Raw genomic sequence first — 15,204 nt, forward strand, 5'->3', positions numbered from 1 at the left:
ATTTATCTGAACCCATTTCCATGAAATGCCGTAGAAACAACTATATCTACTATTACATGGAATGGAGTGAAGTAAATGAAGTTGTCATTATTGCGTAACCGTTCTGCCTTTTGGACGAGGACAGTGCTTGCTGCTGCCCTGGTTCTGACGCTGGCTGCCCCGGCGGTACAAGCATCTGCCGCTCCTGCGGCATCTGCACCTCCGGCGTCCGTAACCGGACAGGCCAAACCGTTAACGACGGAGAATGCGGCAGCATTCCTCAAGCAATTCTTCAGTGCGGATGAGGTGAAAGCGCAGCTTGCCGGTGCGGTTGTTATTGTGGTCAAGGATGGCAAGACGGTAATAGAAGAAGGCTTCGGTTATGCGGACAAGGCTGCCAAAACAGCGGTAGACCCGGATGAAACGGTCTTCCGCATGGCCTCGGTATCCAAAACCTTCACTGCCGCTGCCGCCATGCAGCTGGTAGAGCAAGGCAAAATCGATTTGAAAGCGGATTTTCAAGTCTATACCGGACCGATTGTCTTCGACAATCCCTTCGGCGTTCCGGTAACGGTGGAGGATCTGCTGACCCACACCACCGGCTTCCGGATTCAGGACCCGCAGCCGGAAGATATCAACGATGATTTCGAAACCAAGGTATCAATTGAGGATTATGTGCTGCGGAATATGCCGCCGGTTGTCCGTGAGCCGGGGACTTCCTATATGTATGACAACTTCGCCTCACTGCTGCTGGGTCTGGTGGTAGAGAAGGCCAGCGGCATGCCTTATGAGGATTATATGGAGAAGTATGTGTTCTCCCCGCTGAATATGGATTCAAGCGGCTACCTGCTGGAAGGCAAGCTGAAAGAAGAGCTGGCTACCGCCTATGATGCCACCGGCAAGGCGCTTGATCTGTATACAGTAACTCCTACTGTTATGCCGCATGGAGGTATGCTGTCTACTGCAGATGATATCGGCAAGTTCATGACTGCTTTTCTGAATGGAGGCACTTCCGGGAATAGCCGCATTCTGGCTGCAAGTACTATAGATGCCATGGAGGAATACCGTTCCTCCATCCACCCGTTGCTGCCGAATACCACCTACGGCTTCGAAGCGCCGATTCAGCTTCCCGGTGCCGGCAGCAGCTCCAAGATTATCACCAAAGCAGGCGATTTAATCGGCTTCAGCACTTATATGTTCCTGATCCCTGAGCAGAACACCGGGGTGTTCATTGCCTATAATCAGCAGAGTGCACTGCGGGAAATGTTCTATCCGGCGTTCATCCAGGCGTTCTTCCCGCAATACGCCGCACCGGCGAAGCTGGACACCTTCCAGCCGTTGAGTGCAGAAGCTCTGGATGCGTTCACCGGATACTATGCGGATCTCCGTCTCAAGAGCCTGGTCTCCACAGTTGATGTGCATGAGGGTGCGCTTACCATTAGCGATGCCTTGCTGGGCACCCGCCAGCTGCGCCAGGTAGACGATAATCTGTTCATCGATGAGCTTACCAAGAAATTTACCGGTTTTGAATTGACGCCGGGCGGACAAGGAGCTTATCTGAAAGAGCCTTATCTCAATCCTTACAGCTATGCGCAGAAAGGGCCGGATGGCGCCGGTTATGCCGATGTCTCTACGAGCCATCCTTATGCGGTTCCGGTTATGATGCTGCAGTCGCTGGGCTATCTGCCGAATGATGCGGCGCTCCGCTTCGAGCCTGAGGCGGGAATTACGCGTGCCGAGTATGTGCGGCTGATGCTGGAGAGCAGCAGTGTCAAAGAGAGCAAGACCACGAAGCTGGCGTTCCCTGATCTGCAGGGACATCCGGATGCTGGCTATATACAAATGGCTGTAGAACTCGGAATGGTAGAGGGAACAGCAGGCGGAGAATTCCAGCCTGACCGGGTCATCTCCCGCCAGGAGGCAGCGGTCATGGTATGGAGACTGCTCAGTGCACAATACCCGGATAAGCTGTTCCAGGATGTGAAGCTGGCCGGTAATACGGATAAATGGGCTATTCCGGCTGTGAAGATGGCCGTGGCTCTTGGTTTATACGGACCGGACATCCAGGCGGATGCCAAGGGGGCTGTTGACTTCAAGTCCAGAGAAGTCCTAAGCAAACAGGAGAATGCTGCCATTCTGTATGCCCTGTTCACGAATCCGATAGATCAGATCGTGGCCGGACTGGCGGAGAAATCCGGCGAATGAAAAGAATCTAAGTATGAATCACTCTGGACATTCCAGTAATGGCCGTTGGAAGGCTTGATGAGATTCTAAAATAGAAAATTCGCTCATTTTAACATACGTCCATCGACACTTCTGTTGAACACAAATAAAGAGCTGTCCCTCAAGGTATTCCGCCTTGTGAGACAGCTCTTTGCAATGAAGTATGCTGCTGTTCCTATAAAGTTAGAATATCTACTCCCATAGCCGGCAGCATCACCTTCTGCTCCGATCTTTTGCTCGTCAACAAGCTGCGATAGGGAACGTCAAGCGTAACCTCTCGTTGCTCATTCGTCAAATTGATCAGGAACAGGAAGCTTTCCTTACCCTTCGATCGAATCGACAGCTCGACACCTTCCGGCAGCTGGAGCTTGGGCGCCAGGTCCTTTTCCTTCAGTATGCCTTCGAACAGCTGATAGAAATACGATGGCTCCGGCCAAGTGCCGACATAATACACTTCACCCTCACCAAGCTTATTGACAGTAACCGCCGGCACCCCCTCGTAAAAGTCGTTGTCATACCAGGCAATCGGTTCTGCTCCTCGCAGTTCCAGCAGATCGCACCATTGCTTCGCAGCGAATGTCTGGCCCGCCGCGTTCCGAATCCGATGCTCGCTGTTGCCAATCGCATCATACTCACTAACGACAACCCCCGCTGCTTCCGCCAGCAGCCCCGGCAGAGGCAGCATCTCACATACATTCCTCATGTTCTTCACACCTGTCCGATTGGTGAGGACAACCGTGCCGCCCCCGGCTGCGAATCGCTCCAGCCGCTGCACTATTGTTTCATTTAACAGAAAGAGGGAAGGGACAATGACCAGCTTGTAGCCATCGAGCGCCTCGGTCCAGTTGATAACGTCCGTACCGACGCCCATTTTCAAAAATGCATTGTGCATAGAGGACAAGTTGTCCATATAATGCATTCCCCCCTCCGCTTGCGGCTGGAGGGAAAGCGCCGTATGCTGATCATGCGAATGCAGAATCGCAACCTGGGTAACGATTGTTGAGCCGGCCAGCAGTTCTCCCAGCCGGTTCACCTCGCGAGTAAGCTCTGCGAACTCCCTGAACCTCCGTCCAGGAACATTGCTATGGTCGATAAGCCCATGCCAGAACTGTTCGGCTCCGAAGGCAGCACTCCGCCAGCGGAAATGAACGACCATGTCGGCGCCGCGGGCGATTGTCTGCCAGGATCGGGCTCGGATCAGTCCGGGATAAGGGGGGCGCTGAATTGGCATCCAGGCGCCCTGCGCTCCGCTCAGTTGCTCCATTACCCAGAAATTGCGGCGCTTGATGCCGCGAACCAAGTCCAGTGACAGCGCTCCGTTCCTCGGAAACCGGTCGCCATAATCGCGGTACAGCTCATTCGGATAATAATCCACAGAAGCGAAGTCCAGCTCTTTGTAGAGATCATAATAGTCCAGACTATTCGGGTATTGCCACATGTTATGCGTCACGAAATGGCCCGGACAGTTGCTGCGCAGAATTTCAAGCTGCCATCCCAGCAGATAGCCTACGCTGTCCGAGCAGAACCGCTTGTACTCGAGAAGATAGGAAGGATTCATCGGCTTGCTGCCGCCGAGCGGCGTCGTTACCTCGGCCCAGCTACTGTACTCCCCGCTCCAGACGACTGTGCCCCACTCCCGGTTCAACTCTTCCAGACTCGAATAACGCCCCTGCAGCCAAGCGACAAATGCACGATTGCACGTATCGCAATGGCATTCCTGGTAGTGCATCTCGTTATCGATTTGCCAGCCAATGACCGCGGGATGCTTCGCGTAGCGCTGTGACATCGCTTCCACAAATTTGGAGCCCAGCATTCTCAAGGAATAGCTGTTGTTGCAACGATGTCCACGTACACCCGGCCGGATGATTTGACGTTGCTCATCCATTGGCAGCACATCCGGATAACGGGTTGTCATCCAGTTCGGCGGGGTATTGGTAGGGGTGCATAATACGATCTCCATGCCGCGCGCGGCGAATACATCTATAGCTGCATCCAACCATTCAAACCGGTAATCACCCTCCGTCGGTTCCATGCGGCTCCAGGCGAATTCCGCCATTCGCACAACAGCAACACCCGTCTCTTGCATAAGCGCTGCATCCTTCTCCCATAGCTCGGGAGTCCATTGCTCTGGATAATAATCAATTCCAATCTTAATCGTCATCCTGTAATCTCCTTTGTTCATCAATATATTGCGATTATATGCTATATTAATTGGAGTGAATATCTTAAATAATTAATACGATATAATAATATTAAGATAAAAGGAGAGTTGGAGCATGCCTCATCCCAATCGCATTTTTCCCGTTCTATCTGCCCGGGACAAGCTGCTCCCTTTTTATTTGCTTGGTATTGGTCTGCATCATGAACAGGAGCATATACGCCGAGACACGGGTATTCAGGATTATCAGTGGATTCAATGCCGCAGTGGCGAGGGCAAACTCAAGCTGAGTGGAACGGAGCATGTCGTCAAGCAAGGCATGGGCATGCTGCTGTTCCCCGGCCAGCAGCACGAATACTATGCTTTATCGGGGAGCTGGAAAGTTGACTGGATCATCTTCGACGGCAGTGGATCAGCGGGGTTGTTTGAAACCGTCGGCATTGTAGACACAAGCGTATTTACGCTCGCATCGCCCGAATACCTTCTATCCCGAATAAGGGAGCTGCTGCAAGCGGCACTTACGCCGCAAGCACAAACGTTAAACAATTACGCCTGCTCTGCCATCCTCTATACCTTATTGACGGAGATTATTCAGCGTGTCTCTGTCGAGGGCAGCGATACCGTCGGGCGGCAGTATGAACGGTTAAAGCCGGTCCTGGATTATATTGACCAGTATTATGCCGAAGAGATTACTTTGCAGACGCTTGCCGGACTGATGGGCGTCACACCGGAACATTTCTGCCATATGTTCAAGAAGACGACAGGCATTCGTCCAATCAGCTATGTCAATCAGGTAAGGATCAATAAGAGCAAGGAACTGCTGCTCGACAATGTGCAGTGCGGGATGCAGCATATTGCTCATCAAGTCGGCTTTGAATCTGCCAGCTATTATGGCGCAATCTTCAAGAAGCTGGAACGGCTCACACCCGGCGCCTTCCGCCGCAGTTATCAGAAGTCGTAACATATATACGATCTTCATCTAACATACTATAGAAATTCAGGAAGGGGGTTTACTCCTCGCGTTAAGACCGGTGATAAAATCAAACAAGGGCAATTGCTCTTAGAGTTTGATATTTCTGAAATTGAACATGCCGGTCTATCGGTGATTACACCGGTGTTGATCCCGGATGATCAGGAATCCGTGAAATCTGTGGAGTTGATAGATGGGGCTGGAGTGACAGACGGTGTCCCGTTACTGCGTGTGCATTTGCATTAAATAACAAGCAGGGCTTGAAATCATGAGATTTCAGGCCCTGCTTTCTGTGTTCCTTCAAAACTTCTGGTTACATTTTACTTCGAACCCCAAATCGACTTGTTGTTGGTACCGATCAAGGAGAAGGTCATCACTTCATTGTGGCTGGACAGTTCATTGCGCTGTTTAAAGAACACTCCTTTATAAGTTATACCGTCAATGACCATCGTACAGTAGTAGGTTCCTGGCGTATTGGACCATGTACCTGTCGCAGAACCGGAAATGGTTCCATTGCTGTTCAGGGTCACACTCTGGGTGGTCAGCATGCCAACATTAGCCGTAGAAGCATCCAATCCCATGTTGATGAATTGATAGGTCCCCGCCATTTCACTGGAACTATACCCGGTGGAGGCGATACTGCTGCCCAGAAATTCATACACCGCAGTTACCGGCCACTTGTCCTGATTCATAAATTGCTGATGCACGCGAACCTCGTGCGCCTCGGTGCCGTTATTGAACCGGGTGTGGTACACCAGATATCTCCTGCCGTCCGTATCGATCAGTGCAGAATTGTGGCCACCCGATTTATACCCCTGACTAGCTCCCGATAAGTTATAATTCCCAAATAGCTTGATGCCGTAACCCGACTGGTCTACGGAAGCGGAGGAATAGACAGCCGAATTGCCGGCGGCATCGGTGTAGGTTCCGTCGATGGTGGTCGAGCGGTACAGACGGATATGATACCCTCCCGCATTGGCCAAACCGCCATAAGTGACGTAAAGGTAGTAATAGCCTGATGAGGAATCATACACGATGTAAGGAGCTTCGCCCGTCTTACCGTACCCTCCGGCAATCCGCTTGCCAAAATAACGGTCGACATTGCCATTGTCGGAGCCTGGGTAGTACGGCTTGCCGGTGGCTGGGTTAATCTGCAGAATATAAATCCCTCCAGACCAGGAGCCGTAACTCATCCACAGCTTGCCGCTGTTGTCATACACCAGCGCCGGATCTATCGCATTCGGGAAATTGTTGTTGTTGAATCCGCCACTGTTGTTAAACCAGCCGCTTCTGGTTCCAGATAAGGTGCCGTTGTCGATCAGCTCGGGGATATTGGTGTTCTTGTACCATATATCCACCGTTTTGGTCCCTAACGACGAGGTTGTTGTAATTGGGTTGCTTCCACTAGTGAAGCCGGAATAGATAATGGTATCGACATATTCATAAGGTCCGGAGACCGACTTGGATACACTGTAGGCGATAGCTGAACGGATATAAGTCGAGGAGGTGCAATAGTAGAGCATATAAGCTCCCGTCGATCCGTCTGCCCACACGTACGAAGAATTATATACCGGTCCCGGCGCCCATACGGATTGTCCGCCTGAACTGTCCTGATCATTATACCCGGCCCAGGCAAAAGGCACCGCGAGCGCAGAATTTAATGCTGCTCCGGCGCTTCTGGCGGAGTTGCCGGTTCCCCCTGCCTTGACCAGCTCCCATTTCTGCATATCGCCGCCCCAGTAATTCCATTGCTGGATGTTCGCACCATTCGCTGTGCTGCCGTCCGCCACATCCATTGCGGCAGTATAGTTGGATGCCTTGGTTAAGAACGCGACCGTTCCGTCGGCATTTTGCTGGATTCTAAATAGCTGCATAGTGCCGCCCCAGTACGTCCATTGATCAATGTTGGCACCGTCGGCGGAAGATCCTTCGAAGACGTCAATACCGCTTGCATAAGCGGTATTGCCTGTAAGGATGTAATAATCCCCGCTTCCGTAATACATAATTCTGAACTTTTGCGCATCCGAGCCATTATACGACCATTGCTGAATATTGGTGCCGTCAGTCGCCGAGCCGTTGACTACATCCAGATATAATCCGCTGTTCTTGTTCTTGATATAATAATAGCCTTCAAAAGTTGAAGGGGCATACAGGCTGGTGTTCGTGTAGCCCTGTGTCCCCATGTAGGACCAGTTCCTCAGATCTGTGCTTGAGGCCTGCGCCAGGTGTGAGCCAAATATATAATACTTATTCGTAGAAGCATCATAGGAAATCGAAGGGTCATGCACAGATACTCTTGTGGTGTTAGAGGTAGTGGATGAACTTGCTGCCCCGAAAATACTGCCGCTACCTACGATCACTGCCAATAAAGCGAATACAATAGTCAGAATAATGATTTTATGGCTCCTCATTTTGTGGATCAGCTGCATATTGATCAAATCTCCTTTTGGTTGCCATTTAATTAACCGCTTACATTCTGCTGGGCAGATGAAGTTTTTTATTTACTCTGTACTTTACTAGCTCTCACGTATCCCTCCTCACCCTGATAAATACTTTACAGTATGGAAATTCTCCTTTGTTTCTTAAGCTAATATTAGTCCGAACGCGGTGTCTAAGTAAGGCTTATTTTGTCGTCGAACATAAAATAATTTAAAAAGGTTTAGGTATATATTGATATAAGAAAAATGCAATAAACCCTATAAATGTAAATATGTAAATAATATACATCCAATTAAAGTGATAGAAATCCAATCGTTGTTATCTCGTCTTTGCTTACAAGCCGTTCTATAATAACTTTACGAGGAGGATGGTTATGTACTCAAAATTTTATAAGTATCGTTGGCAGTATCTCATGATTTTGCCGGGCGTAGTGTTATTATTTGTTTTTAATTACATTCCTATGGCGGGTATCCAGGTTGCTTTTCGTGACTTCCGGATCGGCGGCTCAATATGGAATAGCCCATGGGTTGGATTTAGTAATTTTGAGTTCTTGCAGGATCCGCAGTTTTTAACCATTGTAGAAAATACACTCTTTATTTCTGTTCTGAAATTTATATTTGGTTTTCCGGCTCCGATCATACTCGCTCTTCTCATTAATGAAATTAGAAGTTCTAGGTTCAAACGATTTGTGCAATCCGTCAGTTATTTACCCCATTTCTTCTCTTGGATTGTAGTCGCTTACATTCTTCATTCGTTCTTATCGCTGGATGATGGACTCATCAACCAATTCATTACGTGGACCGGAGGAGAGCCGATCTTCTTCCTTGGGTCGGATGATTGGTTTAGACCTATGGTTATCGTAAGCGGTCTATGGAAAGAGACGGGGTGGAACACAATTCTCTTTTTAGCCGCGATTACCACGATCGATCCTCAGCTCTACGAAGCGGCGAAGGTAGAGGGGGCAGGCAGACTGGCGCAAATTCGGCACATCACGCTGCCGGGCATGATTCCGACCATAACAATTATTTTGATTTTGAGCATACCCGGATTAATCACAATTGGCATGGATCAGATTTATCCATTGATGAATTCCGCAAATATGGGAGTCGCGGATGTGCTGGATACTTATGTATTGCGAAGCGGCCTGCAACAAGGGTACTTTGGAATGGCGACTGCCGTCGGCCTGCTATCTTCGGTGATTAGTTTGTTACTGGTTATCTCATCGAATCAATTTTCCCGGAAAATTAACGGCGAAGGGTTGTGGTGAAGATGAGATTATCCAAGTCCGAAAAAATCGGCCAAATCATCATCGTTGTTATGCTTGTCTTGTTATGTGTCTCCGTTATTTATCCGTTTCTATACATGATGGCTATATCGCTTAACGAAGGATCGGATGCGGCCAAAGGGGGCGTATATTTATTCCCGCGCTCTTTTACACTAATTAATTACGAAATCGTACTTGGCAACGAGGTCATCCGCCATTCGTATTTGATTACCATCGCTCGAACAGTCATTGGTACGATAACCGGTCTCATTGTAACGTTGTTAGTTGCCTTCGGTTTGTCCTATAAGGGACTTCCGATGAGGCGTATCATTATGACTTACATTTTAATTACGATGTTGTTTAGCGGGGGGCTGGTCCCCTTCTATATCCAATTGAACAATTTGGGGCTGGTGAACACATTTTGGGTCTATATTTTACCGGGTATGTTCTCGGTCTGGAATATGTTCGTTATGCTCAAATTTATACAGGGTATACCCGAAGCACTCATTGAATCGGCAGAGCTGGACGGAGCCGGTCCGCTACGGACCCTATTGCAAATCATCATTCCTCTCTCAAAGCCGATGCTTGCTGCCCTTGGTTTGTTTACGGCTGTAGGTCACTGGAATGATTGGTTCTCTGGCGCTTTTTACGTAACCGACCAATCGCTCATCCCGGTGCAGACCTTCTTGCAGCAGTTACTATCCGCTTCTGATTTGTCTGCCATCTTTGGCTCGAACATCAATCAGGAAGCAATAGCAAGAAACTCCATGACGCAGAGCACGACGCTTATGTCCATCAAGATGACTGTCGTTATGGTCAGTGCACTTCCGATTCTATGTGTCTATCCTTTTCTGCAGAAGTATTTCGTGAAGGGCGTACTCATTGGTTCTGTCAAAGGATAATTCATGAACCTAAGTATTTGGGAATCAAATAAATTACAATATATTATAGGGAGGGTCATCTCATGGTTATTAACAAAAGGAACCGGCGTTTGATTGCTTTAGTGATGGCAGTACTGCTCGTCACTCTCGTCGGCTGTTCAAGCATGGGAAAGGAGAAAAACAGCTCTGGAATTTCTGAAAGCGCAGCCAATTCCGGGACGTCAACATCTGGTAGTGGATCGTCCGCGTTCGATCTTTGGTTAGGTTGGGCGGCAACGATCAATAACGACAGTCTGGTGCAACAATATTGGAGGGATAAAGAACCAGGGGTCGAGGTGAAGTTGGAAGCAACCCAAGGGGATGCGATGACTGCGCTCAATTTGAAACTGAATGCGGGCGGTTTTAAAGACGCAGCCATGTTCAGTCGCAATGATACGGTGTTAACGGCAATGACCCGGTCCGGAATGATTATGCCTCTTGAACAATATTTCGATATGCCTGACAAATATCCGGGATTGGCTTCCATCCCCAAGGTGTACATTGACCGGTTGAAAGATAAGGATGGTCATATTTGGTCCATTCCTACATGGTTCGACCAAAATCCCGATAACCCTTGGCCAGGCTGGTCTTCAAACTCATGGGTGGTTCGGACGGATGTTGTTGAAAAGGCAGGAATGACCCTGGACGATTTAAGCACAATCGAAGGTGTGGAGGAGTTTCTTCGCGAAGCAGCCAAGATCAAGGATGATTCTGGCAAACCCTTACTCCCGCTTTCGTTCCTGATGGATCAGAATGATAATTTAGGCTATAGCGACGAGAACGCCGTACTTAATGCCTTTGGCGTGTCTACAGGCGGAGCAGGTATTGAGAAAAAAGGCGAAGAATTTATATTCGCCTATGACAACCCGAATTATAAGAAAGCATATCAATGGATGAATAAGATGTACCGGGAAAAGTTAATCGATCCCGAAGTCGTCACCAGCAAGAAAGAACAATACCAGGAAAGAAACCAATCCGGACGCGTAGCAATGAATGTCGGATCGTTCTTTAATATTCCGTCTTCAGCTTGGGAGGCTCTAGATGGACCTACGGCTCCCGGGTGGTATTATCAGGTTATTCCGATCCCTAAGGTTCCAGATGTGGATCAGGTCGGCATCAATCAAGTCGTGAATCCTTATCCGGGTTATGATGTCTTTGTCAATAAAGATACTAAGAATCTGGATGCCGTCTTAAAATTCTTCGATTACACCTTGCAACCGAATCCCGAGCAGCAGCATGTTGTTAATGAAGGACCAGCCGGACTGTATTGGGACTGGGTTGACCAACCACTCGGCAAATGGAATTTCACCGATCCGGAATATGACAAGGCTCGTAACTCGGGGGATGTGGCTCTAAAATCCAAAGTTACGCCTGAATTGTACATGACGTCTTCCTTTAGTAATGAATGGTACCCGTGGTGGAATGTCGGCAATCATCCGCATGCGGGTTATAAGAAGACAACTGAGTTTACGGAAGCTGTCGGCAAAATGGGTGCGGTGCGCTCCGTGCACTCTTATGATATGGTGAAGATGAAGACAGGCGGAGTTTGGGAGAAAAGTGCGCCGACTGTCGAGAACCTCCGTAAAGAGTACCGGGCAAAGTTATTGATGGCACAGGACGATGGAGCTTTCGAGAAGGTTTGGAATGAGTTCCGAGGGGCGCTTGAAAAGCGAGGGCAGTGGAACGAAATGAAAGCCGAATGGCATGAAACCTATCAGGCTGAAATTCAAGTGAATGGTGAGTTTTAGTATAATGAAGGAGCATTCTTGAACAAGGGGTGCTCCCCTTCTTGTTGCTAAGGCCCGGGGAGTCGGAAATGGGGGGTCCTGTTGAGTCTACCGCGTCGAGTTCAAAATTTCGTTATCAGAATAACCCAATCGATGAATATTAGGAAAAAGGTCATCATTTTATACGCATTCATCGTATTTATTCCGACTGCGTTGCTTGCAGTGGGGGCGGGTTACGTTGTTCTTTACCTGGTTCGTGAGAATTATTTGATTACGATACAGGAAGCCGTTCGCCAAAATGCCCAAAGCATCGCATTCAAAAAGCAAAGTTACGATTTAATCGTTACCCGTGCCGCCACCGATGGAGAACTGATCTCCAGACTTTCCCGTGAATACAATGATATATACGAGCAACTGGACACCGTGCTGTATGTGGACCGCTCTTTTCAATATACAGATCAGTATTTACCGGGAATTAAGTCGTTTCGTATTTACCATTCGAACAGCACGCTCGTTCAGGACGGGGGGTTCCTTTGGAGACCGGAAAACCGGATGATATCCGGTGAAAGAGAGGAAGCATGGTTTGAGCGAACAATTGAGACTCCGGGAGCGCTTAAATGGTCCAATGTCGTTGATAACGAACGCGAGTTGATGGTCTCTCATAAGATTTCAAACCATATCGGCGGGTATTACGGAATTATTTATATGCGACTGGATTATAACGAGGTCTTTGCGGAATTCCTCCATCGTCCATTCGATGGAGCCGGCGATTTGTATATCGTGGATGAAAGAGGAAATATCATAGCTTCCTCGAGTCAAGAACAAATCGGAATCCGGTTGGACGAATCTTCGATACAGCCATACTGGAATGATTCATTTGAAATGAATGCCGTAATGAACGGCAAGCTGTTTGTGACCAGCAAACTGGATTCTGGTTGGACCGTAGCCGCGCTGGTACATTTGGACCGAATGGAAGAACAATCTCGGCTCATTTTCATCTCTGTGGGAGCAGGCATCGTTTTCTTCTTGATGTTATCCATTTTCTTGCTGTATGCCTTTTTAAACAATTTCGTGTGGCGGATTCACAAACTGGGGAAACGAATGAATGATATTTCCCGTGGTGATTTCGAGGTAAGCGTAAAAAACAGGGTGCAAGACGAGCTTGGTGAACTAGAATTGCTGTTCAATCATATGACAGGTCGCTTAGGCAAGCTTGTCGAAGAGAATGCGCAAGTCGGAATAAAGGAGAAAGAACAATCGTTTAAAGCATTACAGGCCCAAATCAATCCGCATTTCATCTATAACTCCTTAGGGCTGCTACGCTGGCGCGCGCTGGATCTGCATGATGAAAAGCAGATTAGAATCATTGATGCGTTAACGACCTTCTATCGAATTGCTCTGAATAATCGGGAAAATGTGACCGCAATTCGCGACGAGCTAGAGCATGTAAAGGCCTATCTTGAAATTCAACAATTGCGTTACCCGGATCGGGTTTCGGTGGATTGGGACATAGATCCTGAGGTTTTGGACTTGTATACGATCAAACTTTTGCTTCAGCCGATTGTGGAAAATTGCTATTTACATAGCGGAATTACGCAGGTTGTCCATGCGCAGATCCGTATATCCATTGTTCGATTGGATGGAGAAGTCCACTTTGAAATATTTGATAATGGCAAAGGCTTACGTCCAGAGATATTGGAACTGGTTCGCATGGAGAAATATGAAGGCACCCGAAACGGGTTTGGGCTTAACAATATAAGAGAGCGGCTGCGTTTGTATTTCGGTTTGCAAGGACATTTTGCTATAGACAGCATCGAAAACGAGTGGACATGCATCTCCATTCGCATTCCCGTCTGCACGAATAAGCCCCAAATTATGAGAGGTGAGGGTTATGATTCAAGCGTTAATCGTGGATGACGAACCGCTGCATATCGAAGGATTGACAAAGTATATTGATTGGAACGATATCGGTTATGAGCGGCCGCTAACTGCAGAATCGGCTGAAGCGGCCTTGGTGACCTTGGCTGAAACCCCTGTAGACGTTCTGATTACGGATGTATCAATGCCTGGAATGACAGGGATCGAACTGCTTGCTACGATTACGGCAAATTATCCGAGATTGTCATCTATGCAGACATTGATAATCAGCGGGTACAATGAGTTCGAATTCGTCCAAGAAGCGATTAATCTAGGCGCAAAGGGATATGTGCTGAAACCGATCAAGATCGAGGAACTGGTAGCAAAGTTGATTTCGTTCCGAACAGTTATCGAAAAGAAACGGATGATCGAAAATGAAACTACAGCATTGAAGGAGAGAGTCATTGGAAGCATTGACGTTCTCCATGATCGATTCGTTAATGAACTGCTAGAAGGAAGAATTCAAAACGGGGAGCAAGCCAACTCATGGAGGCATCTTCTTGATTTGCCTCCCGGAGACCGGGAGAATCGATTGTTCCTATTTACTTATGACAAATTACACGGATTGCCCATGCAGGATGCCGAGCAGCGAATTCTTCTAAGTGACTCGTTAGTTCGTACCGTTCGAGTGGGAATCTCGGGGTATGGTCAAATTTACATCGGAAGAACAGCTACCGACGAAGTGGCTGTCTTGCAATTGAACGCCTCTCCAGGTGAACGGGCCCAGTTGGAAAAGCAGTTCGCTTTCGTGCAGGAAGTCATCCGTGAGCAACACGATGCTACGATCACGATAGGTGTGAGTAGAGAAGTCATCGGTATAGGGGAGGTTCCAAGACTTTATAAGGAATTGAAACATATGCTCACTCAATTGAAGTCTACCGGAAGTGAACAAATTCATTATTTCGATCAAATCCAAGCGACCGAATACCGCGAATTCCAGTTACGGGATGAGGAAATTCCGGAAATCGTCAGGCTTCTAGAAGCAGGCGAAGAGGAGCGGGCCGTTGCGCAATTTAATCATGCTTTTGATATGCTGTTGATGCAAGATGACATTTCTATTACCTATGTAAAGGCCTTTGCCATGGGTTTGATCAGCGAATTGGTGCGAAGGTTTAATCGTTTGAACGACAATGACAACACTCATTATATGATGGTCTGGCATGACTTGCTTGAATGCGTCCGTTCGTTGGAAGTTCGTGAGGTTGTCTTGGAGTACATGACGAGGTTCGCACAACTTGAGCGCAAGGAACAGGCTACGCAGCAGCATCATCTTATTCGTAACGTTGAAGCTTATTTGGAAAAAGGTCTTCAAACACAACTGACCGTCAAACAATTGGCCGAACACTTTCAATTGAACGCAAGCTATTTAAGCGTTTTGTTCAAGAAGGAAATGGGAAGAACGATATCCGATTTTATATTGGAGAAGCGTTTGGAAAGAGCGAAGGAACTGCTGAAGGACCCTAATATAAAGGTTTATGAGGTAGCGGAACAGGTAGGGTATCAGACTGCTGCGTACTTCACATATATATTTAAGAAAGCTAACGACGTCACTCCTCAGGAATATCGGGATTATTATTATGAGGATTAGGTGCATAGCTTACGAATCA

At 48.0% G+C, this 15,204-nt stretch carries 10 protein-coding genes; 8 read left to right on the top strand and 2 right to left on the bottom strand.

What is annotated here, in order from left to right; translation table 11 throughout:
• Nucleotides 1-75: 75 nt before the first annotated feature.
• Nucleotides 76-2,184 carry a serine hydrolase gene (locus NYE33_RS14285; RefSeq protein WP_341066223.1) on the top strand — a complete coding sequence of 703 codons (2,109 nt, stop codon included), beginning with the start codon at nt 76-78 and terminating at the stop codon, nt 2,182-2,184.
• A 193-nt stretch (nt 2,185-2,377) separates the two neighbouring features.
• Here the strand turns inward: NYE33_RS14285 and NYE33_RS14290 are convergent, their stop codons facing one another.
• Nucleotides 2,378-4,363 (bottom strand): beta-galactosidase, encoded by a 1,986-nt coding sequence (locus tag NYE33_RS14290; RefSeq protein ID WP_341066226.1) that lies wholly within the window; start codon nt 4,361-4,363, stop codon nt 2,378-2,380.
• A 115-nt stretch (nt 4,364-4,478) separates the two neighbouring features.
• Between NYE33_RS14290 and NYE33_RS14295 the strand changes: the two genes are divergently transcribed.
• Both NYE33_RS14295 and NYE33_RS14300 read left to right on the top strand, forming a co-directional pair.
• On the top strand, nt 4,479-5,321 hold the full coding sequence (locus NYE33_RS14295) for a helix-turn-helix transcriptional regulator (RefSeq protein WP_341066227.1): 843 nt from the start codon (nt 4,479-4,481) through the stop codon (nt 5,319-5,321).
• 3 nt (nt 5,322-5,324) lie between these two features.
• A complete protein-coding gene (locus NYE33_RS14300) occupies nt 5,325-5,576 on the top strand; it encodes a PTS glucose transporter subunit IIA (protein ID WP_341068666.1) in 252 nt (83 codons plus the stop codon).
• Nucleotides 5,577-5,650: 74 nt separating this feature from the next.
• Here the strand turns inward: NYE33_RS14300 and NYE33_RS14305 are convergent, their stop codons facing one another.
• Entirely contained in the window at nt 5,651-7,759 is a 2,109-nt protein-coding gene (locus tag NYE33_RS14305) for an RICIN domain-containing protein (protein ID WP_341066229.1), read from the bottom strand.
• A 383-nt stretch (nt 7,760-8,142) separates the two neighbouring features.
• Here NYE33_RS14305 and NYE33_RS14310 point away from each other — a divergent pair, with 383 nt between their 5' ends.
• The 5 genes from NYE33_RS14310 to NYE33_RS14330 all read left to right on the top strand — a co-directional run bounded on the left by NYE33_RS14310 (nt 8,143) and on the right by NYE33_RS14330 (nt 15,185).
• Nucleotides 8,143-9,036: an ABC transporter permease gene (locus tag NYE33_RS14310; RefSeq protein ID WP_340943558.1), complete on the top strand. Its 894-nt coding sequence runs from the start codon at nt 8,143-8,145 to the stop codon at nt 9,034-9,036.
• A gap of 2 nt (nt 9,037-9,038) precedes the next feature.
• Nucleotides 9,039-9,935, top strand: coding sequence for a carbohydrate ABC transporter permease (locus tag NYE33_RS14315; RefSeq protein WP_076243783.1), 897 nt, complete (start codon nt 9,039-9,041; stop codon nt 9,933-9,935).
• Nucleotides 9,936-9,997: 62 nt separating this feature from the next.
• Nucleotides 9,998-11,701 (top strand): extracellular solute-binding protein, encoded by a 1,704-nt coding sequence (locus tag NYE33_RS14320; protein ID WP_341066231.1) that lies wholly within the window; start codon nt 9,998-10,000, stop codon nt 11,699-11,701.
• 132 nt (nt 11,702-11,833) lie between these two features.
• Complete coding sequence (locus tag NYE33_RS14325; RefSeq protein ID WP_341066232.1) at nt 11,834-13,597, top strand: cache domain-containing sensor histidine kinase; 1,764 nt, start codon at nt 11,834-11,836, stop codon at nt 13,595-13,597.
• Nucleotides 13,572-15,185: a response regulator gene (locus NYE33_RS14330; protein ID WP_341066235.1), complete on the top strand. Its 1,614-nt coding sequence runs from the start codon at nt 13,572-13,574 to the stop codon at nt 15,183-15,185. The genes NYE33_RS14325 and NYE33_RS14330 overlap by 26 nt, the downstream gene beginning before the upstream one ends.
• Nucleotides 15,186-15,204 lie beyond the last annotated feature (19 nt).

The organism is Paenibacillus sp. FSL R10-2199, assembly GCF_038000235.1.
Lineage (GTDB): Bacteria > Bacillota > Bacilli > Paenibacillales > Paenibacillaceae > Paenibacillus_AQ > Paenibacillus_AQ phytohabitans.

Excerpts from the sequence above, each read along its gene's own strand:
- NYE33_RS14285 (WP_341066223.1), top strand. The coding sequence starts at position 76 with ATGAAGTTGTCATTATTGCGTAACCGTTCTGCCTTTTGGACGAGGACA.
- NYE33_RS14290 (WP_341066226.1), bottom strand. The coding sequence starts at position 4,363 with ATGACGATTAAGATTGGAATTGATTATTATCCAGAGCAATGGACTCCC.
- NYE33_RS14295 (WP_341066227.1), top strand. The coding sequence starts at position 4,479 with ATGCCTCATCCCAATCGCATTTTTCCCGTTCTATCTGCCCGGGACAAG.
- NYE33_RS14305 (WP_341066229.1), bottom strand. The coding sequence starts at position 7,759 with ATGCAGCTGATCCACAAAATGAGGAGCCATAAAATCATTATTCTGACT.
- NYE33_RS14310 (WP_340943558.1), top strand. The coding sequence starts at position 8,143 with ATGTACTCAAAATTTTATAAGTATCGTTGGCAGTATCTCATGATTTTG.
- NYE33_RS14315 (WP_076243783.1), top strand. The coding sequence starts at position 9,039 with ATGAGATTATCCAAGTCCGAAAAAATCGGCCAAATCATCATCGTTGTT.
- NYE33_RS14320 (WP_341066231.1), top strand. The coding sequence starts at position 9,998 with ATGGTTATTAACAAAAGGAACCGGCGTTTGATTGCTTTAGTGATGGCA.
- NYE33_RS14325 (WP_341066232.1), top strand. The coding sequence starts at position 11,834 with ATGAATATTAGGAAAAAGGTCATCATTTTATACGCATTCATCGTATTT.
- NYE33_RS14330 (WP_341066235.1), top strand. The coding sequence starts at position 13,572 with ATGATTCAAGCGTTAATCGTGGATGACGAACCGCTGCATATCGAAGGA.